The 21,511-nt window shown below is 71.1% G+C and carries 22 protein-coding genes and 2 pseudogenes; 10 read left to right on the top strand and 14 right to left on the bottom strand.

The features are described 5' to 3' along the window. The first annotated feature begins 33 nt into the window (after positions 1-33). Positions 34-522, top strand: a complete 489-nt coding sequence (locus ACQB60_RS31680) for a TetR family transcriptional regulator (RefSeq protein WP_496929540.1) — start codon at positions 34-36, stop codon at positions 520-522. Between the two features lie 28 nt (positions 523-550). On the opposite strand, the gene ACQB60_RS31675 is transcribed toward ACQB60_RS31680, so the two are convergent. The 3 genes from ACQB60_RS31675 to ACQB60_RS31665 all read right to left on the bottom strand — a co-directional run bounded on the left by ACQB60_RS31675 (position 551) and on the right by ACQB60_RS31665 (position 2,583). Next, positions 551-919 (bottom strand): peptidase inhibitor family I36 protein, encoded by a 369-nt coding sequence (locus ACQB60_RS31675; protein ID WP_496929539.1) that lies wholly within the window; start codon positions 917-919, stop codon positions 551-553. A 130-nt stretch (positions 920-1,049) separates the two neighbouring features. Beyond that, the gene (locus ACQB60_RS31670) at positions 1,050-2,003 is read right to left on the bottom strand and encodes a MerR family transcriptional regulator (RefSeq protein WP_496929538.1); all 954 of its coding nucleotides are present in this window, start codon (positions 2,001-2,003) and stop codon (positions 1,050-1,052) included. Between the two features lie 4 nt (positions 2,004-2,007). Continuing rightward, a complete protein-coding gene (locus ACQB60_RS31665; RefSeq protein ID WP_496929537.1) occupies positions 2,008-2,583 on the bottom strand; it encodes a GDSL-type esterase/lipase family protein in 576 nt (191 codons plus the stop codon). 398 nt (positions 2,584-2,981) lie between these two features. Here ACQB60_RS31665 and ACQB60_RS31660 point away from each other — a divergent pair, with 398 nt between their 5' ends. Together ACQB60_RS31660 and ACQB60_RS31655 are read left to right on the top strand one after the other, a co-directional pair. Further along, on the top strand, positions 2,982-3,734 hold the full coding sequence (locus tag ACQB60_RS31660; protein ID WP_496929536.1) for a chitinase: 753 nt from the start codon (positions 2,982-2,984) through the stop codon (positions 3,732-3,734). A gap of 258 nt (positions 3,735-3,992) precedes the next feature. Then, positions 3,993-5,054, top strand: coding sequence for a chitinase (locus tag ACQB60_RS31655; protein WP_496929535.1), 1,062 nt, complete (start codon positions 3,993-3,995; stop codon positions 5,052-5,054). A 213-nt stretch (positions 5,055-5,267) separates the two neighbouring features. Here the strand turns inward: ACQB60_RS31655 and ACQB60_RS31650 are convergent, their stop codons facing one another. Both ACQB60_RS31650 and ACQB60_RS31645 read right to left on the bottom strand, forming a co-directional pair. Then, complete coding sequence (locus tag ACQB60_RS31650) at positions 5,268-6,086, bottom strand: thioredoxin domain-containing protein (RefSeq protein WP_496929534.1); 819 nt, start codon at positions 6,084-6,086, stop codon at positions 5,268-5,270. Positions 6,087-6,172: 86 nt separating this feature from the next. Next, positions 6,173-6,811, bottom strand: coding sequence for a hypothetical protein (locus ACQB60_RS31645; protein WP_496929533.1), 639 nt, complete (start codon positions 6,809-6,811; stop codon positions 6,173-6,175). A gap of 250 nt (positions 6,812-7,061) precedes the next feature. Between ACQB60_RS31645 and ACQB60_RS31640 the strand changes: the two genes are divergently transcribed. Further along, positions 7,062-8,543, top strand: coding sequence for an MFS transporter (locus ACQB60_RS31640; protein ID WP_496929532.1), 1,482 nt, complete (start codon positions 7,062-7,064; stop codon positions 8,541-8,543). A gap of 118 nt (positions 8,544-8,661) precedes the next feature. Here ACQB60_RS31640 and ACQB60_RS31635 read toward each other — a convergent pair whose 3' ends face one another. Beyond that, a complete protein-coding gene (locus tag ACQB60_RS31635) occupies positions 8,662-10,386 on the bottom strand; it encodes an acyl-CoA dehydrogenase family protein (protein ID WP_496929531.1) in 1,725 nt (574 codons plus the stop codon). Between the two features lie 36 nt (positions 10,387-10,422). After that, positions 10,423-10,980, bottom strand: a complete 558-nt coding sequence (locus tag ACQB60_RS31630; RefSeq protein ID WP_496929530.1) for a PadR family transcriptional regulator — start codon at positions 10,978-10,980, stop codon at positions 10,423-10,425. Positions 10,981-11,221: 241 nt separating this feature from the next. Between ACQB60_RS31630 and ACQB60_RS31625 the strand changes: the two genes are divergently transcribed. Then, complete coding sequence (locus ACQB60_RS31625; RefSeq protein ID WP_496929529.1) at positions 11,222-11,515, top strand: hypothetical protein; 294 nt, start codon at positions 11,222-11,224, stop codon at positions 11,513-11,515. 152 nt (positions 11,516-11,667) lie between these two features. Continuing rightward, positions 11,668-12,126: a hypothetical protein gene (locus ACQB60_RS31620; protein ID WP_496929528.1), complete on the top strand. Its 459-nt coding sequence runs from the start codon at positions 11,668-11,670 to the stop codon at positions 12,124-12,126. On the opposite strand, the gene ACQB60_RS31615 is transcribed toward ACQB60_RS31620, so the two are convergent. Then, positions 12,117-13,337, bottom strand: a complete 1,221-nt coding sequence (locus tag ACQB60_RS31615; protein WP_496929527.1) for an SMI1/KNR4 family protein — start codon at positions 13,335-13,337, stop codon at positions 12,117-12,119. The two genes, ACQB60_RS31620 and ACQB60_RS31615, sit on opposite strands and share 10 nt — an antisense overlap. Before the next feature lie 24 nt (positions 13,338-13,361). Then, positions 13,362-13,625, bottom strand: a pseudogene (locus tag ACQB60_RS31610) (hypothetical protein); the annotation flags it as partial. A 136-nt stretch (positions 13,626-13,761) separates the two neighbouring features. Between ACQB60_RS31610 and ACQB60_RS31605 the strand changes: the two are divergent. Together ACQB60_RS31605 and ACQB60_RS31600 are read left to right on the top strand one after the other, a co-directional pair. Then, entirely contained in the window at positions 13,762-14,607 is an 846-nt protein-coding gene (locus tag ACQB60_RS31605; protein ID WP_496929526.1) for an endonuclease/exonuclease/phosphatase family protein, read from the top strand. Between the two features lie 108 nt (positions 14,608-14,715). After that, entirely contained in the window at positions 14,716-15,150 is a 435-nt protein-coding gene (locus tag ACQB60_RS31600; protein ID WP_496929525.1) for an OsmC family protein, read from the top strand. Between the two features lie 10 nt (positions 15,151-15,160). On the opposite strand, the gene ACQB60_RS31595 is transcribed toward ACQB60_RS31600, so the two are convergent. Beyond that, the gene (locus tag ACQB60_RS31595) at positions 15,161-15,469 is read right to left on the bottom strand and encodes a YkvA family protein (protein WP_496929524.1); all 309 of its coding nucleotides are present in this window, start codon (positions 15,467-15,469) and stop codon (positions 15,161-15,163) included. A 652-nt stretch (positions 15,470-16,121) separates the two neighbouring features. Next, positions 16,122-16,817, bottom strand: a pseudogene (locus tag ACQB60_RS31590) (endo alpha-1,4 polygalactosaminidase); the annotation flags it as partial. A gap of 396 nt (positions 16,818-17,213) precedes the next feature. Between ACQB60_RS31590 and ACQB60_RS31585 the strand changes: the two are divergent. Next, positions 17,214-17,873, top strand: coding sequence for a DeoR/GlpR family DNA-binding transcription regulator (locus tag ACQB60_RS31585; RefSeq protein ID WP_496929523.1), 660 nt, complete (start codon positions 17,214-17,216; stop codon positions 17,871-17,873). 231 nt (positions 17,874-18,104) lie between these two features. Further along, a complete protein-coding gene (locus ACQB60_RS31580; protein WP_496929522.1) occupies positions 18,105-18,971 on the top strand; it encodes an endo alpha-1,4 polygalactosaminidase in 867 nt (288 codons plus the stop codon). A gap of 19 nt (positions 18,972-18,990) precedes the next feature. Here ACQB60_RS31580 and ACQB60_RS31575 read toward each other — a convergent pair whose 3' ends face one another. From ACQB60_RS31575 to ACQB60_RS31565, 3 genes are all read right to left on the bottom strand, one after another. Further along, positions 18,991-19,614 carry a DUF6000 family protein gene (locus ACQB60_RS31575; protein WP_496929521.1) on the bottom strand — a complete coding sequence of 208 codons (624 nt, stop codon included), beginning with the start codon at positions 19,612-19,614 and terminating at the stop codon, positions 18,991-18,993. A 55-nt stretch (positions 19,615-19,669) separates the two neighbouring features. Further along, a complete protein-coding gene (locus tag ACQB60_RS31570) occupies positions 19,670-20,245 on the bottom strand; it encodes a GtrA family protein (protein ID WP_496929520.1) in 576 nt (191 codons plus the stop codon). Between the two features lie 196 nt (positions 20,246-20,441). Beyond that, complete coding sequence (locus ACQB60_RS31565; RefSeq protein WP_496929519.1) at positions 20,442-21,455, bottom strand: LacI family DNA-binding transcriptional regulator; 1,014 nt, start codon at positions 21,453-21,455, stop codon at positions 20,442-20,444. Positions 21,456-21,511: the final 56 nt, after the last annotated feature.

Genomic DNA, 21,511 nt, shown 5'->3' with positions numbered 1-21,511 from the left:
ACCACTCGGTCAAGAAAGGGTTATGCTGCCCGCATGGGAAACAAGGAGGACCTCCTCGCCGGCGCCAAGCAGTGCCTGATCGAACGCGGTTGGGCCCATACGACGGTGCGCGACATCGCCGCCGCCGCCCGCGTCAGCCACGCCGCCATCGGCTACCACTTCGGCTCACGCGAGGCGCTGCTGACCCAGGCGCTGGTGGAGGCGGTCGACGAACTCGACGACGCGCTGGCCGCGGACGGGCCGCTGGACGGGCCGGGCCGCTGGCAGGCCCTGATCGACAGTTTCACCACCCACCGCGCGCTGTGGGTGGCCCAACTCGAGGCCGTCGTCCAGGCCCAGCGCTCGGACGTCGTACGCGAACACCTGGCCAAGGGTCAGCAGCAGGCCCGCGAGGGGCTGGGCGGCTCCGTCCCGCTCGCCCTGCTCGGCGGACTGATGCTCCAGTGGCTCGTGGACCCCGAACACGCGCCCGCGGCGGCCGAGGTGACCGAGGGCCTGCGCACCCTCACCGACACGCCCTGACACATCCAGCGGCCCGTCAACTCGCCTTCTAGCAGGGGCCTTTGCGTACCGAGCTGACGAAGCTGTGCAGTTCGCCGAGGCTGTCGGCGGTACGGGGTTCCTGCGCGGCGTGCAGTTGCGCCTTGCTGTAGTCGTAGTCGCCGTAGGTGCACCACAGGCTGTCGGTGTGGTTGGCGTACGACATGGCGCGGTCGTCGAATCCCTGGGCGGCGAGGTTCGGGCTGCCGAATCGGAACGTGGCGATGTCGCCGTTGCCGTCGTACTCGCTGAAGAGGCAGAAGTGCCCTTCGGGGCAGCGCTCGTAACCCGGCGGGGACGCGCTCGCGGGCCCGGGGGCGAGGAGCAGCGCGGCGAGAGCACCGGCGGCCAGGAGGCCGTGCGTGAGAGTTCGCTTCATGAGGACAGGCATGCCCCTCGGCATGCTCGGCATGGCCACTCATCCGGGCGAGTTCGGGTCCCGACCAGCGGAAACGAGGGGCGCCCTGCGACGGCGCCGATGCGCCGTCGGCTCAGCCGAGGGGGGGCGGCTACGCCCTCGCGCGCAGTGCCGCCGCCGACCAGGCGAGCGCGGGCGCCGGACTCTCCGGCGCTTTCCAGCCGTTGATGACGGCCAGCAGCGACAGGTACTGGTCCCTGCGTGGGTCGTTCATGCGATCCAGCCGGGCGGCGAGAGCCAGGTAGTGGTCACGGGGGCCGGGTGGGGGCGGGCAGCCGGGCGTGGGCGCGGTGTGGGTCACGAGCGCGGTGACGATGGGCTCCGCGTGCGGTGAGTCCGGTTCGATTCCGGCCTCGACTGCCGGTGCCGCGTGGGCGCGGACGACGGCAGCGAGCACCGGCGGCACGGCCACGGCGCCGCCCTCCGCCCGATACCGGTCCCGTTCGGTCGCCAGCTCCCGGGCCATGCCGTGCAGGGCGGCCCGGAAGTCGTCGTCCTGGCACAGCACCGCCAACTCCACCCACGCCTCGATCTGTTCGGGCGCGGGGTCCTCGGGCAGCTCGGGGGTCAGCGTGCGGATGACCGCCGCGAGCGCGGGGTGGTCGTGCAGGCCGTCGAAGACAGCGCCGAGGAACTCGGCCGTCAGGTGCTGCCGTTCGGCCTCGGACAGTCGCGCCAGCTTGTGCATGAGATCCATCTCCTGAGGGGTCGAGCCGCGCCGGGACACCGCCGCGAGCACGGCGCGACGCTGCCGCAGTACCCGGATCTGGACGTCCAGGGCGTCGGCCTGTGCCGTCACGACCTGTGCCAGCGAGACCTCGTGCGCCATGACCCGGCGGATCGTGTCCAGGTCGATTCCCAGCTCGCGCAGGGTGCGTACGAGGTCGATGCGGGCGGCGGCGTCGGAGTCGTAGCGGCGGTAGCCGGCCGGGGTGCGGTCGGTGGGCGGCACGATGCCGGTGTCCGCGTAGAACCGGATGGTCTTCACCGTGAGCCCCGTCCGCCGGGACAGTTCGCCGATCGAGTAGAGCGTCTCGCCGTTCATGCCCCTACTCTCGCGTCTCCCCCGGCGGGAGACTCAAGCGCCGGCTCACGCCTCTCCCCGTACGGCCGCGGCCGGCGCCGTTCCGACGGCCCGGGAACCCTCGGCGTCGGGGTGCAGCGGGAACGCGTCGCGGGTGGAGACGGCGCCCTCGATGTAGCGGTCCTCGGGGGGCGGCGCAGGAGTCATGGCCGGTGCCGAGGGAGTACGTGTCCAGGAATGCGGCGCCGTGCCGGGCCGCGGTGCGCCGCAGGACGTCGCCGAGGCGGTTGACCTTGCTCTGGATGTAGTCGGCGTCCCGGGGCCAGAACGGCTGGGTGGGGTGGCAGCCGCCCGGGCGCGGGTAGTTGCCGTAGCCGACGACGAACACCCGGGCGTGGGGCGCGTGTTGGTGGATCTGCTGCAGCACGGTGTCGAAGGCGGGGGCCCAGGCGTAGACGGCCGACGCGCAGGTGTCGGTGCCGCCTTGGGTGTGCCTCTTCGCGCAGCCGGCGCCGAGGGGTTCGGGCAGCGGGTTCACGCAGCCGGTGGCCGTTCCGCACAGGGCAGTTGTCGTCAGAAGCGCGCGCAGGCGGGTCTTCATGCGGTGTGGTCCCTTTCGCGTGGGTGGGGGTCACTCGGCTTCGTCAGCGTGAGCGGGCGCGCCGGGAAAGTCCGCGTCACCTGTGGCGACGTCCCGGACGTTGCCGCGAAGGTCTGCACCTTCCGCCCTCAGCCGCCAACAGCCGCCCCACACGGCCCTCTTGACGTGAACACCACCGCCAGTATGGTCTAGTCCAACGAAGCGGAACCGACGGACACCCCTCCGTCCGCGCGCACCCCCCTGCGCGCTTCCGCCGCACCACGAGTGGGCGCTCCACCCGTGAGCGCTCCGGCGGTCAGCGGCCCCGTGCACAGGGCCGCTCCCCGCCACCCGCATGCCTTCCGCCACCACCCCCACCATCACGCCGCCGGTCTCCGGCCTCCCCCCAGGAGTGAGCCATGCGTTCCCGCATACTCGGATTGGCCACCGCCACCGTCTCCGCAGCCGCGCTGCTGACGTTCGTCTCGCCCGCGTCGGCCGACCCCACGACCCCCGCCGCGGCCACCTCGACCCGGAGCGCCTCCGTGGCGGCGGACTTCGTCGTCAGCGAGGCCCAGTTCAACCAGATGTTCCCGAACCGGAATCCCTTCTACACGTACAGCGGCCTGACGGCGGCGCTCAGCGCGTACCCCGGTTTCGCGCAGACGGGCAGCGACACCGTGCGCAAGCAGGAGGCCGCCGCCTTCCTCGCCAACGTGAGCCACGAGACGGGCGGATTGGTCTACATCGTCGAGCAGAACACGTCGAACTATCCGCACTACTGCGACGACACCCAGCCCTACGGCTGTCCGGCGGGCCGCGACAAGTACTACGGGCGCGGGCCGATCCAGCTCAGCTGGAACTTCAACTACAAGGCGGCGGGGGACGCGTTGGGCATCGATCTGCTCAACAACCCCGACCTGGTGCAGAACGACGCGGCCGTCGCCTGGAAGACCGGGCTCTGGTACTGGAACACCCAGTCCGGGCCGGGCACCATGACCCCGCACGACGCCATGGTCAACGGCGCCGGATTCGGCGAGACCATCCGCGCCATCAACGGCAGCCTGGAGTGCAACGGCGGCAACCCCGGCCAGGTGCAGAGCCGCATCGACAGCTACAAGCGCTTCACGCAGATCCTCGGCGTGGACCCCGGCGGCAACCTGAGCTGCTGAACGCCGGCCGAATCCCATCGAAATGGGCCCCGCCGCGACGGGGGAACGCGGCGGGGCCCGTTGCACAGGTACCCGCGTTCGGGCCGCCTACGCATCCGTTCCGGCCGCCTTCGGCCCCGGCGGCGATTAATGCGCTCCGATCGCGGCCTGAAGGCAGCCTTAAGCATCAGGCCCACCACCCTGATCAGGCTTTTTGTCCGTTTCTTGATCGCTAGCGTTCCTGTCGTCCTCAAGTCCCCCCAACCCAAGGACGCGAACGTGAGCATCTCCCGCAGCACCCACCGACGCAGCAAGCACCGCCCGCTGAAGATCGCCCTGGCCGGCACCGCCGCCACCGCGATGGTCGGCGGCGGCTTCCTCTTCGTGTCCGGCGCGATGGCGAACGGAACCGGCTCCGGCTCGTCCGACGCCACCGGCACCAAGGCGGCCTCGGGCTTCGCCCCCTACGTGGACACCTCGCTCTCCCCCTCGTACGACGTCGTGGGCGCCGCCAAGAAGCTCGGGGTGAAGGAGTTCAACCTGGCCTTCGTCACCGGAGGCGACGGCTGCACCCCGAAGTGGGGCGGCGTCACCGACCTCGGCAAGGACGCGGTGGCCGCGAAGATAGGCGACGTACGTGCCGCGGGCGGCGACGTACGGATCTCCTTCGGCGGCGCCAACGGCAGCGAGCTCGGGGTGGCGTGCACGTCCGCCGACCAGCTCGCCGACGCCTACGGCAAGGTCATCGACCAGTTCAAGCTGACCAAGGTCGACTTCGACATCGAAGGCGGCGCACTCCCCGACACCGCGGCGAACGACCGCCGCGCCGAGGCGATCGCGAAGCTGCAGAAGAAGCACAAGGGCCTCGACGTCTCCTTCACGCTGCCGACGATGCCCGAGGGGCTGACGCAGGACGGCGTCGGCCTGCTCAAGTCGGCCAAGGCGAAGGGCGTGAAGGTCGACGAGGTCAACATCATGGCGATGGACTACGGCCCCTCGTACTCCGGTGACATGGGCACGTACGCGACCCAGGCGGCCACCGCCACGCAGAAGCAGGTCAAGGGCGCGCTCGGCCTGTCGGACGCGGCGGCGTGGCAGGCGGTCGCCGTGACGCCGATGATCGGCGTGAACGACGTGGCGGTGGAGAAGTTCACCCTCGCCGACGCGAAGGAGCTGGTGGCCTTCGCCAAGGAGAAGAAGCTCGGCGGACTCCACATGTGGTCGGCCAACCGCGACAAGGCGTGCGCGGGCGGCGGCGCCGACGCGGCCCAGCCGACGTGCAGCTCGATCGAGCAGGGCGCGGACGACTTCACCAAGGCGTTCGCGGCGTTCGGCGGCTGACCGGCTGCGCCGGCTGACCGACGAGGTGTGGGGCGGCGCGTTCATGGGCGCGCCGCCCCCGCCTGTCCGTGCTGGTGGTTGCTGGAGCAGCCCTGCTCCTTCCGCAGGTTCCGTGATCATCTTTCACGGGCCTCGGGCGCCGCGCCTTCCACGGCGCCCCAAAGGCGGCAACCTCTGGTTGAGGACCGCCGCCTCTGTTGAGGCCCCGTCCGGCTACTTCGCCCCGGCGGCGCGATCGACCTCCCGCGTGAAGTCCTCCGGGCTCATGACCCGGCCGTCCGCGCCGATGACGTTGAGCTGCTTGTCCTTGACCTTCACGGTGGGGGTGCCACTGACGTCGCTCTTGTAGAAGGCGTCGGCCACCTTCGTGGCCCAGGGCAGGTACGTGCCCTCCTTGACTGCCTTGTTGAAGGCGGGGGTGCGCAACCCCGGGACCTTGGCGGCGAGTTCGAGGAGCGTGGCGGTGCTGCCGAAGGCGTCGTCGGTCTCCTTCTTGGGGTGGTTGGCGTACAGCACGTCGTGGAACGCCTTGAACTTGTCGGGGCTCTCGTTGAGCGCGGCGCCCAGGGCCGCGAGCGACGTCTTGGAGCCCTTGCCGCCGAGGCTCTTGTCGAGGAACGCGGCCATGTGGAACTCGACCTTGGCCTTGCCCGAGTCAGCCATCTTCTTCAGCGTCGGGCCGAGCTGCTGCTCGAAATCGGCGCAGTACGGGCACCGCATGTCCTCGTAGATCTTCACGGTCGCCTTGGCGTCGCGCTTGCCGTACGTGATGACGGTCCCGTCGGTCCCGGTGGCGCCCGCCGGGATCACCAGGGGCTTGTCCGAATCGTCGGCGGCGCTCGTGCCATGGGTGACGCCGATGCCGATCCCGGCCGCGAACGCCAGGACCGTCGCGGCGCAGCCCGCGATGACGAACCGCTTCCGGATCGTCGCGCGCCGGGCCGTGGCGGCGCGCTCGGCCTGCAGCCGTTCACGGGCCGTCCGCTTCTTCTCCAGGTTCCTGTCCAGGTTCCTGCTCTTCTTGGTGCTCATCTTCCCGATGTCCCGATTCCGTCGTGGTGGTGGCATGGCGTGGCTGGGGCGACCGGCCCCTCCGCCCGCCTCCGGTCGGGAGGCGTTCAGAGTGCCGGGCACGTCCCGGGCGGTCCGCGCCGCACCACCTGGTGGCGGGGGATGAACGATCTGGGGCGGTCACGGTCCGCCGCGACCGGGCGTACGGGGGCGGGGCGCGGTCCGTCGTACGGGCCGGTGGCCGGCAGGAGACGGAGCAGGGCGCGCAGGGTCCGCAGGCCGGGCGGGGCGAGGTCATGGGCGACGCGCACGAGGGCCTGTTCGCCCCGGTGCAGCCACCAGGCCGCGAGGACACCGATCAGCAGGTGCACGGTGAGGAGCAGGCACGGGCCGCCGAGGGACTCGGGGCCGTGCACGGCCAACACCCCGCCCACGGACTCCCCGCCGCACGGCATGCCCCCCGGACTGCCGCCGGACGGCGCGGTGGCACACCTCGCCTGGCCCGCCGTGAAGACCGCCCCCAGCCCGAGCTGCGCGGGCACGAGCACCGCGGCGACCTGCCGGAAGGGGCGCGGGCGGCGGGCCAGGACAAGCGCCGCGGCGAACACACCGAGCGCCGCGACGGCGAGCGTCGACGGGGGCAGCGGAGCGTGCGACATCCACACCTGGGACGTCGTGGACAGCGTCACGCACAAGACGGTGAACACCGCTGCGCGTACGACGCTGAACCACCCCGGACCGGACATGCCCTCAACGTAGGCGGCGGGCCGGGCGGACCACCGCGCCGCCGCCCTGGTTTGCCGTGATTTCGGACCCTTGCCCCCCATAGAAGGGGCCGAGGGTCCCTTGCCTTCAGGGCCTTTGCCACGGGCCCGGCGGGCCGACGGACTGGCACCTTCCTAGAGCGCCCTTGATCCAAAGGCGCCGTCGACGCCGTCGACGCCGGACCTCTGTGGGGCCCGGACGCGAGTCCCGAGCGAGAGAGTCAGAGCCACCGTGAGCGCCCCCGAAGCCCCTGTCGAACAGGAAGAGCAGCCAGCGCCGTCACCCGAGGCCGTGGCACGGCACCGGGTGCTGTTCCGTGCGATCAAGCGCCGGAGGAACCCGCGCCTTCGCCAGTCGGACATCACCGTCACCGAGGAAGCTCAGGTCAGGCGCGCCGTGAAGGCGACCGCCCTGGGCAACGCGATGGAGTGGTACGACTTCGGCGTCTACGCCTACCTCGCGGTCATCATCGGCAAGGAGTTCTTCCCGTCGGGGAACCCCACCGCGCAGACGCTGTCCTCCCTGGCGACGTTCGCCGCCGCCTTCCTGGTGCGGCCCATCGGCGGCATGGTCTTCGGTCCGCTCGGCGACCGCGTGGGCCGCAAGAAGGTCCTCGCCCTCACCATGATCATGATGTCGAGTGCGACCCTCGCCATCGGTCTGGTCCCGAACTACCACACGATCGGCGTGTGGGCGCCGATCCTGCTGGTGCTGCTCCGCATGGTGCAGGGCTTCTCCACGGGCGGCGAGTACGGGGGCGCGGCGACGTTCATCGCCGAGTACGCGCCGGACAAGCGCCGCGGCTTCTGGGGCTCGTTCCTGGAGTTCGGCACCCTCATCGGCTACACGGTCGCGGCGGTCCTGGTGACCTCGCTCACCGCGCTGCTCAGCACCGACGCGATGCAGTCGTGGGGCTGGCGCATCCCGTTCCTAGTGGCGGCGCCGCTCGGCCTGATCGGGCTGTACCTGCGGGTGAGGCTCGACGAGTCGCCCGCGTTCCAGAAGCTGGAGGAGGGCGGCGGCCCGGCCGAGGTGCGGGAGAAGAAGTCCTTCAAGGACGCCTTCGTCGGACAGTGGCGCGCGATGCTGCTGTGCATCGCGCTGGTCGCCGCGTTCAACATCACCGACTACATGCTGCTCTCCTACATGCCGACGTATCTGACGCAGCTCGGCTTCGGCGAGGCCGGCGGTCTGATGTCCATCGTCGTCGTGATGCTCATCCTGATGGCGCTGATCAACTCGGTGGGCCGTCTCTCCGACCGCGTCGGCCGCAAGCCGGTCCTGATGGCGGGCTCGGTCGGCTTCTTCGTCCTCGCGGTGCCCGCGTTCCTGCTGATCAAGCAGGGCGGCCAGGTGGCGGTCTTCACCGGCCTGTTGATCCTGGGCCTCGCCCTGGTCTGCTACCTGGGTGCGATGTCGGCGTCGCTGCCCGCCCTGTTCCCCACCGACGTCCGCTACAGCTCGCTGTCCATCGGCTTCAACGTGTCGGTGTCGCTCTTCGGCGGTACGACGCCGCTGGTGGTCGCCGCGCTGATCGGGGCCACCGGCAACGACCTGATGCCCGCGTTCTACACGATGCTCGCCGGACTGGTCGGCATCATCGCGGTCGCGTTCATGAAGGAGACCGCGCGCCGGCCCCTGGAGGGCTCGGGGCCCTCGGTGGCCACGAAGGAAGAAGCACGCGAGCTGGTGGAATCGCAGCGCGGCAGCTGAGGCCCGGGGCTCCCCAAGGCCCTGACCGGACAGCCGACCGGACCGCCGGACGCCACCCCCTGGGACAAGCGGGGTGGCGTCCGGCGGTCAGCCGGTTCACGGGACGGCTCTGCGACGCCTACGGCGCCATCTCGTACGTCCCTGCCAGCGCCTCGACGCGCTCCCACACGCGGGCCGAGCGCGCCTCGTCGACGACCGGCCGGCGGACCGCGCCCAGCGCCCAGCTCTGCTGCTGTGCGGTGGCGGAGTCCTTGCCGTGCAGCTCGACGGCGTGCGCGGAGAAGTCGCGCACCAGGACGGCGAAGAGCTCGTCGATGACGTCCTCGTCCAGGTCCGTCAGGCGCGCCTGTTCCAGGATCAGCTGGCCGTGCACGACCAGCGCGAACAGCTGGCCGACGGCGAGCAGAAGGTCCAGGTCGCGGCTCTGCTCCTCGTCAGGGGCGGCGGTGGTGACGAACTCGCACAGGGCGTCGGCCTGTTCGCGGAAGCGGGCGACGTTGGCCACCTCGGCGTAGGCGTCGAAGGCAGTGCGCCAGTCGTGGAAGCGGATGGCCCCGAGGCCCCGGGCGGGGCCCTGGCGGAAGAGGAAGTCGTCGTCGGCCGCGTCCAGGCGGGTCGGCACGGGCGGGTACTCGGCCGGGTTGAGCAGGTGGTTGCCCATGAACTTCAGGATGAGGGCCAGGTTGACGTGGACCGTGCCCTCCAGCTTGGGCAGGCCCCGGATCTCCACGGCCGCCTGCGCGAAGTAGTTGTCCTTCTCGAAGCCCTTGGCGGCGATGACGTCCCACATCAGGTCGATGACCTTCTCGCCCTCCGTGGTCACCTTCATCTTCGTCATGGGGTTGAAGAGGAGGTAGCGGCGGTCGTCGGGTCCGGCGGAGCGGAAGTAGTCGACGGCGCGGTCGCTGAACAGCTTCATGCCGACGAGCCGTACGTACGCGTCGGTCAGCTCGCGGCGCACGTGCGGGAAGGCGGTGACGGGACGCCCGTACAGGACGCGGTGGTGGGCATGGGTCACGGCCTCGTACATCGCGTGCTCGCAGATGCCGATCGAGGCGGTGCACAGGTTGAACTTGCCGACGTTGACGGTGTTGAGGGCGGCGTCGAAGGCGGCACGGCCGGTGTGCAGGACGTCCTCGGCGGCCACCGGGTAGTTCTCCAGGCGGAACTCACTCACGTACTTCGAGGAGTCCACGACGTTCTTCACCAGGTGGTAGGCGTCGTGGCGGCTGTCGGCGGCGAAGAAGACGTAGCCGTCGGGGCCCTCGACGTCGGTGCGGCGGCCGAAGACGGAGACGAGCCCGGCGGCGTTGCCGTTGCCGATGTAGTACTTGGAGCCGGTGGCGCGGAAGCCGCCCTGGCCGTCGGGCTCCAGGAGCATGTCGGTGGAGTAGATGTCGGCGCCGTGGGTCTTCTCCGACAGGCCGAAGGCGAACACCTCGCCCTGGGCGAGGAGTTCGGCGGCGCGGGCGCGGGCCGCGGCGTTGTCGCTCTGCCAGACCGGGCCGAGGCCCAGGATGGTGACCTGCCACGCGTACCAGTAGTCGAGCCCGTAGAAGCCGAAGATCTCGTTGAGGGCGGCGATCCGCGCGGTGTCCCAGCGCTTGTCGTCCTCGTCCGGCCCGGCAGCGGCGGCCGGGGTGAGGAAGGTCGCGAACAGCCCTTCCTTCGCCGAGAACTCGAGGAAGTCGGCGAGCCAGGCCCGCGAGCGGTAGTCCTCGATCAGCTTGCGCTTGCCGCGCGCCTCGAACCAGTCGACGGTCGCGCGCAGCAGCCTGCGCGTCTCCGGGTCGAAGTGCGCCGGGTCGTAGGTGTGCGGGTGGAACAGCAGCGGGTCGGTCACGGATGTTCGCCTTTCGGGGCTGGGGAGGTGAGGGGGTCAGCGCTCGGGAGCGAGGCGGTGCAGCGTGGCGATCACGTCGTCGAGCCAGTCGATCGTCATGCGTTCGTACGCGATGCCGCCGCGCAGCACGACGTGCTGGAGCTCCTGGCCGGCGTCGGGAGCGCGGGGCGCGTCCGGGCCGGTGAAGTCGCGGTGCTCTCCCGCGAGGTAGTGGGCGAGCCGGTCGGCGTGCGCCTGGCGGTGCCGCTCCACTTCACGGATGAGCGCGGCCGGGTCGTCGAAGGCCGCGCCGCGGATCTTGACGGCGAGCTCGTGCCGGACGCTCTCGGGTTCGATGGGCTCGTGCAGCCACGCGGCGAGCGCGGCGCGGCCGGGATCCGCGACGGAGTACTCCTTCTTGTCCGGCCGGTCCTGCTGCACCACGGCGCGGGCGTCGACCCACCCGTCGCCCTCCATGCGCTTGAGGACGCGGTAGATCTGCTGGTGCGTGGCGGCCCAGAAGTACCCGATGGACCGGTCGAAGCGCCGGGCCAGCTCGTAGCCGGAGCCCGGCCGCTCCAGCAGGGAGACGAGGATCGCGTGCTCAAGCGCCATGCCCGAATCCTTCTATGCAACGAGTTGCATAAACAAGGGGCGCCGCCCCGGTGAGACACGGCTCACCTGCGGAACGCGACCGTGACACCGCCCGGGACACCGACCGGGCCAGGGAAGCCCGCCCGGAGTCAGGGCTTTCGGCACTCGAGCGAGAGACCGATGCCAGCGAGCCATACGTCGCTCTTACACCAGGCTGGCCATGGCCGAACTCGCCCTTTCCGCAGCCTCATTGGGCTCCTTCATGCACTCCCCCACCCCGATGCAGCCGCACCCCGGGACGCCCCCGTTCCCCGAGCCCGAGATGCCGATGCCCGGCACCGTCAAGACGGCCCGCGCGCTCCTCTTCACCATCGGCGGACTCAACGCCGTCGCCGGGCTCTTGCTCCTCATCGCCGGAGCCGCAGCCGCCATCGCCCTCGGCGGCATCCTCGTCGCCAACTGCCTGCGCAGGGACGCCGCCGCGTACTTCAACCGGCCCCGCATCCGACCGCGACGGGCATGGCTGACTCATTCATCACGGAAACGGCACCAGTAGTGCCGGATGCGCGCCAGCCGGACAAGTCATGACCCCGCATGATGTTTCACGTAAAACAAGGGGCACCCGCCTCTCGCCCACGTCAGCCTTCCGACGACGGGTCGCTACGATCACCTGACAGCGTCGCGAAGATCACGGGGAGCAGCACCACCATGCCGGAAGCCATATCCGTCCAACAGCAGTCCGCCCTCAGCCAGTTGGCGCCCGGAGAGCAGCTTCTCTCCTACGGCATCGTCGTCCCGGTCAAGAGCGCCCAAGGCGTCAAACTCAAACACGGCAAGCTCGGCGGGCAGCTCGGTGACCACCTGATGCACCGGTACGGCGCCCAGTCCGGCGACGCCCAGAGCATCGCGGCGGCCATGCCGCCCACCTCCGGCGCACTGCTGCTGCGCGTGACGGACCAGCGGGTCGGCCTCGTCAAGCACCTGGACGGCACCCCGGTCTGGGAGGTCCCCCGCGCCTGGGTGGCGCACGTGGAGCGCCGTCCGCGGCTGCAGCTCATGGCCCGCTTCCGGGTCCACTACGCGGACGGCTCCTGGCTCGCCTTCCTCACCGCGCGCCGCCGCACGATCGAGGCGTTCGCGACCGCCCTGACGCCCGCTCACCAGTAGGCGCGCTCGTCCCACGCCTCGAACACCGCACACTCCACCGGGTCGTCGTCCTCGTCCAGGCCGGGCAGGCCCTCGGTGTCGAAGGTGCCGCGCTGCCAGGCGAGCAGCGTGTCGACGAGGCCCTGCTCCAGGGGCGGGCCCTGGTCGGCGTGGCGGGGCCACACGATCAGGGGCCAGTCGTCGGGGGTGTCGCCCCGCGTGAGCCAGCCGATCTCGTCGCCGTCGACGGAGTTGGCGAAGGGCAGGAAGCCGCCGGGCTCGGGCCACACCGCGAGCGGAAACGACTCCGGGAAGCCGGACTTGAGCTGCCCGTACGCGTCCCGGGTCGTCGCGATGTGGTCGGCGTAGCGCTTTCCGCCCGCCGTGCGCAGCGGGGTGAGGAAGCGCAGCCAGTGGCTCCAGCAGCCCGCGCCGTAGCGCTCCATGAGCGTGACGTACTCGCGCGGCAGGCGCGTGCCCAACTCCTCGTAGAGCTCCTGCCAACTGCCGCCGCCCAGGTAGGGCGTGGCGGGTGGCGCGGTCAGGAGGGTCAGCGCGTCCAGGCCGGTGCCGGTGTCCAGGGCGGTGCGGCGCTGCGCCTCGCTCAGCCGTGCACCGGTGGGGGCGGGCGGGGTCCAGGGCGCGGCGGTCGGCAGGAACGCGGTGCGGGCCGCGCTCCCGGGCAGCGGGCCGAGCAACGGGCCCGGCGGGCAAGGGAGTTCCCAGCCGTCGCGCACGGTGTGGCGCAGATAGCCGGTGAGGGTGAGTTCGTAGGGGTGCCAGGGTTCGAGGCCGCTGCCCGGGACAGCGCCCTGGTGGCGCACCACCACCGTCCACGCGTTCGGGTCGGCGGACGCGGAGGTGTCCCAGTACAGCGTGTCTCCGCCCCGGCTCGTGCCCCAGGCGAGCAGCCCGCCCGGCTCGGGGTGGACGGCGGGCCGCTCCGCGTCCGGGAGTCGGCGCGCGGCGATACGGGTTTCGCGGTGCGTCTCGCGCAGCCACTCCCCATAGTCGAAGCGGCTCTCTTCGGCGCACGGCACGTGGATCCACAGGTACTCGCCGAAGTCCAGCGGCCCGTGCGCGTCCGCCAGACGCTTGTAGTCATCGGGCAGGGTGAGCCCGAGCCACCGCTCGACCGCCGCCCAGTCGACGGCGACCGGGGCGGGCGGACGCTCCGGGTGCGCGGTGGTGAAGGCGGCGATGTCGACGGGGTCCATGGGATCGGCACTCACGGGGTGCACCGTACGTGACCTGCTTCAGCGGAACTCGTGCACCACCTGGATCCGGCCGACGATGTGGGCGTTGAACTCGTCCAGTTCCTCGGCCGGCACCCACAGTTCGAGGATCGTCCGTCCGCCTGCCTGTTGGACCGGGTACCTGCGCAGGAATTCCGACTCGACCTCGAACCGGGTGACGAAACCGGCGCCGTCGTGCTTGACGTTCCAGTCCCGCGCGATCTTGACGGCGTAGTCCTCGTTGAGGACCGGGTAGAAGATCGGCTGCTCGGAGAGCCGGGGCGGCAGGTCGCCTGGTCACGGCCGCATCTGGCCGAGTGCGGCGCGATCCGCCACACCACACGGCCCCCTGACAACCCGTCCCATACCCTCGTGCACGAAGACGCGAGGTGATGCTACGTGCATCCACTGTGAGGAGGCGATGGTGGTCGGACGGGGCACACGGTTGTTCGCGGGCGTGCTGGCCGGGCTCTGCTTGGTGCTCATCGGCCCCAGCGCGCCCAGTGGTGCCCTCGTCGCCCAACAGTTGCCGCCCGACGCCGAGAAGGCCGTCGTGCCGAATCGGGTCATGACGTGGAACATCTGCAACCCCTGCGGCAGCGACAACAACGCGGGCCGGGCTGCGGAGATCGCCACGTACGCGCCGCAGGTCATCGGCCTGCAAGAGGCGTGCGTGCGTGACGTGGAGAGGATCCGCGACTATCTGAAGCGGTTCTACGGGCTGACCTACCACGTCGCATACGGGTCGGTGCTGCGCAAGGGGAGCCGCTGCGGGGGCTGGTTCTGGAACCCGGGGGCCTACGGTCAGGCGATCCTCTCGGCGGCGCCGATGAAGGACCGCGTGAGCACGGAGTACCCCGACGGCGGCTCCGAGGACCGCGGGTACATGGCCGTCACCACCGAGGTGGACGGCCGGTCCGTGCGGATCTTCAACACCCACCTCGCCCAGCGACGCCAGGAGGAGGTCCGGGCGCGCCAGGTCGGCGTGTTCGCCAAGGAAGTCGCCCGGCACGACCGCACCATCGTGCTCGGCGACTTCAACGCCGTGCCGGACTCCTCCGAGATCACCAGGATGTGGGGGATCGCCACGGACACGGACCCCGGGTGCCGTCCCCCGTCGACGGGCGATTGCGAGCCGACCACGGACTGGCAGCTCAAGTTCGACTACGTCTTCCTGCGCGGCGGCGTCACCTCGCTCTCGCACCAGGTGCATCCCAGCCCGTACTCGGACCACCACCTGCTGCGCGCCGACCTGGACCTGGCGTAGACGCCTGCACCCGCGGGCACGGACCCGAGGGCACGGGGCGAACCCTGGTCGTGGGCGGTTTCGCTGTCGCACGGGCGCTTTCGGGACGGTCGCTTTAGTGTCGGGGGCATGACTGACAACTCCCTGCGTTCCGTCACGGTCGAGCGCACCGGCCCCGGCCAGTTCACCGCCACCAACGTCCGCGGTGGCACGGTGACCTTCAGCACCGGCTCCGACGACGGCTTCACCCCGGTCGAGCTCTTCCTCGCCGCGATCGGCGGCTGCTCCGCGGCCGACGTCGACGTCGCCACGACCCGCCATGCCGAGGCCACCGCATTCTCCCTGACCGTGACCGGCCACAAGATCGAGGACGAGCAGGGCAACCGCATGACGGACCTGGACGTCACCTTCACCGTGGCGTTCCCGGACGGGGAGTCCGGCGACCGCGCCCGGACCATCCTGCCCCGGGCCGTCAAGACCTCTCACGACCGCCTCTGCACGGTCAGCCGCACGGTCGAGGCGGGCACACCGGTCACCACCACCGTCGCGACGCCCGACCGGTGACGGGGACTCATCAGGCGCCCGTGCGCCGCCCGGCGGGCAGGCCCTTGCGTTCGGCCGCCGTGTGCAGGGCGCGCAGGGCGAGCAGCAGGACGCCGATGTCGTCCAGGTAGACGGGGTCCGGCAGCAGGTCGACCGGGGAGATCACGTAGATCAGCGCGCCCCAGAAGGCGAGCTTGTTCTCCACCGGGACACCCGCATCGCGCAGGACCCGCCGGGCGCGCAGGAGCCGCAGGAGCAGGACGAGTGCGAAACCCGCCGCCACCACGAGCAGCACCCCCGCGATCACGAGCAGCACCACCGGTCCGTCGAGATCACCCATGGGTCGCCTCCGGCTGTCCGGCCCGGACGCCTCGTGGCGCAGGGCCCTCTTCGTCCCGAATACCCCTCCTACGGTCCACCACCCACGCAGGGCGCGGTCAGGTGCGGACCACCGATCGGGTCAGCTGGGCGGGCCGATCGGGGTCGCGGCCCGCGTCCTCGGCCAGGCGCACCGCGAGGCGCTGGGCGAGGACGAGCTCGGCGAGCGGCTGCAGGCGGGGTGGGCGCAGGTGGGCGCCCGTGGCCCTGATCCGGTCGGCGAGGGCGGGCGGAAGCGGGGACAGGCTCCCTACCGCCCGCCCGGGTGCCGCCACGGCGATGGGGCCGTGGCGGTACTCCATGGCGGCGTACGACTCGGTCCAATGGACGGCGGCCTCCCGCACCTTGAGCGCGGCCTCGTGGGCGAGTCCGGTGTGCCAGCCCTCACCGAGGAAGGTGATCTGCCGGGCCGTCGTCAGTTCGGGTTCCAGAGGTGCGGTGAGGGCGTGCGTCACGTCGGAGAGCGCGCGGTCGATGTCCTGCCCCAAGTGGGCCAGCAGCAGCACCAGTTGGGTGGTGGGGTAGCGGGTCTGGACGACCGATCGCTCGTCGGCCCAGTCGAGGGCGATCACTTCGTGGGCCGCGCGGGCGGCGGGTGTGGCGGGCACGGCGGTAAAGTCACCGCACTCGTCGTAAGGGCCGCACTCCTCGACGACGGCGAAGTCCAGGCCGGTCTCCTTGCCCGCGCCGGCCAGTTCCCCTGTGTTCTTCTGGGCGATGGCCAGGCCCCGGCCGTGCGCGCGGTCGGCCAGCAGGGAGATGTACGCCTTGGCCTGGTCGGCCGTCAGGTACGGGGAGAAGCGGGTGAAGGTGTCGCAGTTGTCCGGCTCGACGGCCTGGAACCCCTTGTCCGCGCAGCCGTCGATCCAGCCGCCCACCTTGGCGGCGATGCGCTGCCGCTTGTCCGCGGTGCGGATGTCGAGGACCGCCTCGCCCCAGTCCCCGTCGTAGACGACGTCCCCGTTTCCGTCGCGCAGGAGCAGGTCGTCGTCCCACTCCCCCTCCGCGCCGATCTGGGCCCGGAAGGCGTTGACGTAGCAGATGTTGTAGAGGCCGGGCGCGGGCGAGGCGCCGTGGTCCCGGCTGACGACCTTCACTCCGGACGGCGGGGTGTAGGCGCCGCCGATCTGGTGGTCGAAACCGGCGTGGGCGGGCGGCAGGCTGACCGCGTTGGCCGCGCTGCCCGCGCTGCCCGCGCTGCCCGCGCTGCCCGCGCTGCCCGCGGTGCCCGCGTTCGCTCCGGCCGACGCCGACGAGGGGACGAGCAGGCAGGCCGCCGCTCCGGCCGCGAGGGCGGCGGTCGCGGTCATGGTCCTGCGCAACACACGATTGAGGCTCATGGGAGAGCTCCAGATGTGGAGGGCACGTCCCCGCCTCGGACCCAGAACGGTCCTGGCGACTCAGTCCGGGCTCACGGCGAAGGCCAACTACCGGCTAGGCGTACCTCTGCGCCGAGTGCTCGGCATCGGCGTGCCAGGGAGCAAATCGAGCACCCTCGACCATGTCAAGAGATCGAACACGAGCAGAAGGGACCCAACTCACGCAGTAGCAAGCACACTTCATGCGCATTCGCTGATCGCGACGGCGGTACGGGGCTATGCTCGCCGCTTACTGAGAAGCGACCGCCACAGAGCGACCGCCACAGCCTGAGAAGCGACCGCCACAGCCGGATACTCGAGCATGTCACCGCGCACGGCAGCGCGGACGTGAACCGGCTCTCCGAACTCCTTGGCGTCTCGCGGGCCACCGTGCGCCGGGACCTGCAACAGCTCAGCGAGCGGCGCCTGCTCGAGCGCACGCACGGCGGCGCGGTGCTCGGCGGCCTCGGCATCGACCTGCCCCTGCGGCACAGGCTGGACCAGCTCTCCCCGCACAAGCAGGCCATCGCGCGCGCCGCCGCCGAGCTGGTGCCCGCCGGTGCCGTGGTCGGCCTGACCGGCGGGAGCACCACCAGCGAGGTGGCCCAGCTGCTCGCCGACCGCGGGCCCGTCACCGTCGTCACCAACGCCGTGAACATCGCGGCCGCTCTCGTGCTGCGCCCCGACGTCGCGCTGACCGTGACCGGCGGGACCGCGCGCAAGGAGAGCTACGAACTGGTCGGCCCCAGCGCGGAGAAGACCCTCGCCGACCACCACACCGACATCGCCTTCCTCGGCGTGGACGGCATCAGCGCGGCCCACGGCTGCACCACGCACGACCAGGTGGAGGCGGCCACCGACCGCGCTTTCGCGCAGCACAGCACAGCAGCAGGACTGTCGTGGTCACCGACCACACCAAGCTCGGCCGCGCGACCTTCGCGAAGATCTGCCCCACGGCAGCCGTGCACACGCTCATCACGCATGCCCGCGCTTCCGGGGACGAGCTGAAGGCGATCGCCGAGACGGGGGGACGGATCACGCTGGTCTGAGGCGCCCTGATGCGTTTGACGTGGTGTTTTCCATCGATTACGTTCGCTTTCGGCTGGCGTGACCACCAGCCCAGAGGCACGCCCAGCCGGTGAACCAGGCCCTGAGCCGTAAGCCCGGACCGAGTCGCCAGGACCGCTGTCCGCGTCCGAGGCGGGGACGTGTCCCTCTCCTCTTCGGAGCCCACCACTCATGCGCACCAAGCGAGTTCGCCCGCACCGGCCTCTGCTCGCCCTCGCAGGCGCGACGGCCGTCCTCTCGCTCCTGGCCACGGCGTGCACGGGCGGCGGAGGCACGCCCGAGACGTCCGACGGCTCACCCGCCGCCTCCACCGCCGCCGTGACTCCGCCTCCCGCGCACGCCGACTTCGACTACCAGCTCGGCGGCCCCTACACCCCGCCCGACGGTGTGTCCGTCGTGATCCGCGACCACACCGCCTCGCCCGCACACGGCCGTTACGGCATCTGCTACGTCAACGCCTTCCAGGCCCAGCCCGGCGCGGAGGACGACTGGGACGACGACCTGCTCCTGCGCGACGACGCGGGCAAGGTCGTCATGGACAAGGACTGGGACGAGGCGATCCTGGACATCGGCACCCCGGCCAAGCGCGAGCGGGTGGCCCTCAAGGTCGACACATGGATCGACTCCTGCGCGGCCAAGGGATTCAAGGCCGTGGAGCCCGACAACTACGACAGCTACACCCGCGCCCCCAAGGGCCTGCTGACCGCCGCCGACGCCAAGGCGTTCCTGCATCTCCTCGCCGAGCACGCCCACAGGAAGGGCCTGGCCATCGGCCAGAAGAACACCTCGGCCCTGGCCCGGGACCGCAAGCAGGTCGGCCTCGACTTCGCCGTGGTGGAGGAGTGCGGCCAGTACGACGAGTGCGGCGCCTACACGAAGGCGTTCGGCGCCCACGTGCTCGTCATCGAGTACACCGAGCGGGGCCTGGACAAGGCATGCGCGGGCTGGGGCGAGAAGCTCAGCATCGTCCGCCGGGACCTGGATGTCGTGCCGGCGGGCGAGCAGGGGTATGTGCGCGAGACGTGCGCTGACCGCTGACGGCGCCTGGGCCGTGGCGTCAGGCGCGGCGCGCTTCGTAGTGCCGGGCGGCTTCCTGCACGAAGGCGCAGAAGCGGGTCATGGTCTCCTGCCAGCCGACAGGCTCCACCTCGCGCCTGGCGGGCTGTACTTGCACCCATTGCTGCCAAGGGCCTCCCGGAGCGAGGAAGCGGGCCGCGCGGTCGGACCCGTGGGCGTCGTCGAGGTGGAGCAGGGCACCGATGGCTGACACCTGGTCGTAGTCCAGATCGGGTCGCGCCAAGTAGCGATCGAGGTAGGCACTCAGCAGGTCGGCGTCTTCTTCGGTGCCGAAGGTGGCCAAGGTGATGCAGTACGCGTGCCCGGCGAAGGGCATCTCGTCGGCCAGGAGCATCTTTCCAAGGCGTGGCCGGAACTCCGTGCGGCCGGCTATGGCGATGAGCCAGGCCGCGGTCTTGCGTTCCCGCCATCCGCTGTCCAGGAGGATTCCGAGTTCGCGAGGTGTGAGGGCGTGCGCGGTGCGGGCCAGCTCCCGCGCGAATCGGTCCAGCCGACGCTCGGTCAGGCGGAAGATCCCGTGGTTCAGGCGCAGGTAGCGCCGTCGAGCGGCGACATACCGGCGTCGCAGCCGCCTCAACTCCGCCTCGTCGCGGTCGGTACTCATCCCCGCATCGTGCCCCATCGCGCGACCGTGGCGACCGTGCGCCCCCGCCGCCCGCTCACGAAGCCGTCGCGAGCAGCTCGCGGCGGGCCGGAGTCGTCGGCGCGGTCGGCAGGGCGACGGCGACCACGCCGTTCGTCTTGCGGCCCGCGGCGAAGACGTACAGGCGCAGGGCCAGGAAGCGGCCGATGCCTGCCAGGGCCGAGGCCGAGAGGTAGACGGTCTGCTCGAGGGCCATCCCCGGCGCGCCGGCGATCGCGTGCAGGGCGAGCACCGCGATCGTCGTCACGACGTACGCGGCCGCCGCGGTCCCCGCGGACTGCAGGTGGTGGCGCAGTCCGCAGCGCAGGCCCCACCGGGTGGTGCGGACCTGCGAGGGTCCCGTCCCGAACGTGAAGCGCGCGTGCAGCTCCGTCGCGAGCACCGTGGAGACGACCGTGATCAGCGCGTTGGCCAGGGCGAAAGGCATCACGTCGGCGAGCAGTGCGACCACCGCGCTGGAGGCGAGGCCGACCCCGCCGCCGCAGACGACGAAGCGCACGAAGGAGGAGCAGGCACTCGGGGCGGCGGCACGCGACGTGTCGGCGTTCGAGGCGCCGTCCTGCGTGGTGCTGTCGTGCGCGGTGCGGTTCATCGGGCCCTCCCTCTGGGTGCTCGCTCCGTCGAAGCGAGTTCCCTGACGATCGCCGACCGCCCTGACGCAGGGCTGTCACCGCACTGACCAAGCGCTGTCAGGTCTTGTCAGGCGTTGTCAGAGGAGAGGGCGAGGGGAGATGAGGGAGGGATGGAGGGGCAGGGACGCGGAGCAGGTGGCGCCCAGGGGCGGCGCGTCAGCCCCCTGTGCTCTCCCGCACGATGACCTCGTGGCCGACCACATGGTCCTGGAGCGGCCCGGCGCCGGGTTCGTCGATGCGTTCCAGGAGCAGCGTCACCGCGGCGCGGGCGATCTCCCTCTTGTCGGGGGCCACCGTGGTCAGGCTGGGCACGCTGAAGCGGGATGCCTCGATGTCGTCGAAGCCGACCACGTCCAGGTCGCCGGGGACGCTGCACCCTCCTTCGTGCAGGGCCCGCAGCGCGCCGAGCGCGAGGTGGTCGTTGAGGCAGAGCAGGGCGTCGGGGCGGTGCGGGACGTCCATCAGCTCTGCCGCGGCGCGTGCGCCGTCCTGCCAGTGGTACGCGTCCACCGGCACCACGAGGTCGCTGTCGAAGGGCACGCCCGCCGCCCGGAGCGCCTCGCGGTAGCCGTCGGTGCGCAGCCGGTCGGTGCCCTGGCGGCCGCGTACCGTGCCGCCGACCACGGCGATGCGGCGGCGGCCCCGGGACAGGAGGTGTTCGGTGGCCTCGCGCGCGGCCCGTACGTTGTCGATGGCCACGTGATCGGTGCTGCCCTCGGCGGGGCGTTCGCCGAGCAGCACCACGGGCAGCCCGCGGTCGCGGGTGACGAGGTCGCTGGGGCGCAGGGAGAGCGGGCTGAGGATGACGCCGTCGGAGAACTGGGCGTCGAAGCCGTGCAGCGCGGCCAGTTCGCGCTCGCGCACGCCGTCGGTCTGGTGCAGCAGCATGGTCCGGCCCCGCCGGTCGGCCTCGAGCATCACGTGCTTGGCCAGTTCGGCGAAGTAGGCGACGTCGAGTTCGGGGACGGCCAGGGTGATCATGCCGGTGCGGCCCTGGCGCAGTTGGCGCCCGGCGATGTTCACCCGGTAGCCGAGGGCTTCGATCGCCTCGCGCACGGCTTCGCGCGTGTGGTCCGAGACGTGCTCGAAGTTGTTGATCACGTTGGAGACGGTCTTGGGCGAGACCCCCGCGTACTCCGCAACGTCCTTGATCCTGGGTCTGGCCGCCACGCTGTGCACTCCTTTCCGTCCGCCGCCCGCGATCGTACCGAGCCTCACGAATCCGC

It is taken from the genome of Streptomyces odontotermitis (assembly GCF_050510915.1).
Classification (GTDB): Bacteria; Actinomycetota; Actinomycetes; order Streptomycetales; family Streptomycetaceae; genus Streptomyces.
This window is presented reverse-complemented; position numbering and strand designations above follow the sequence as displayed.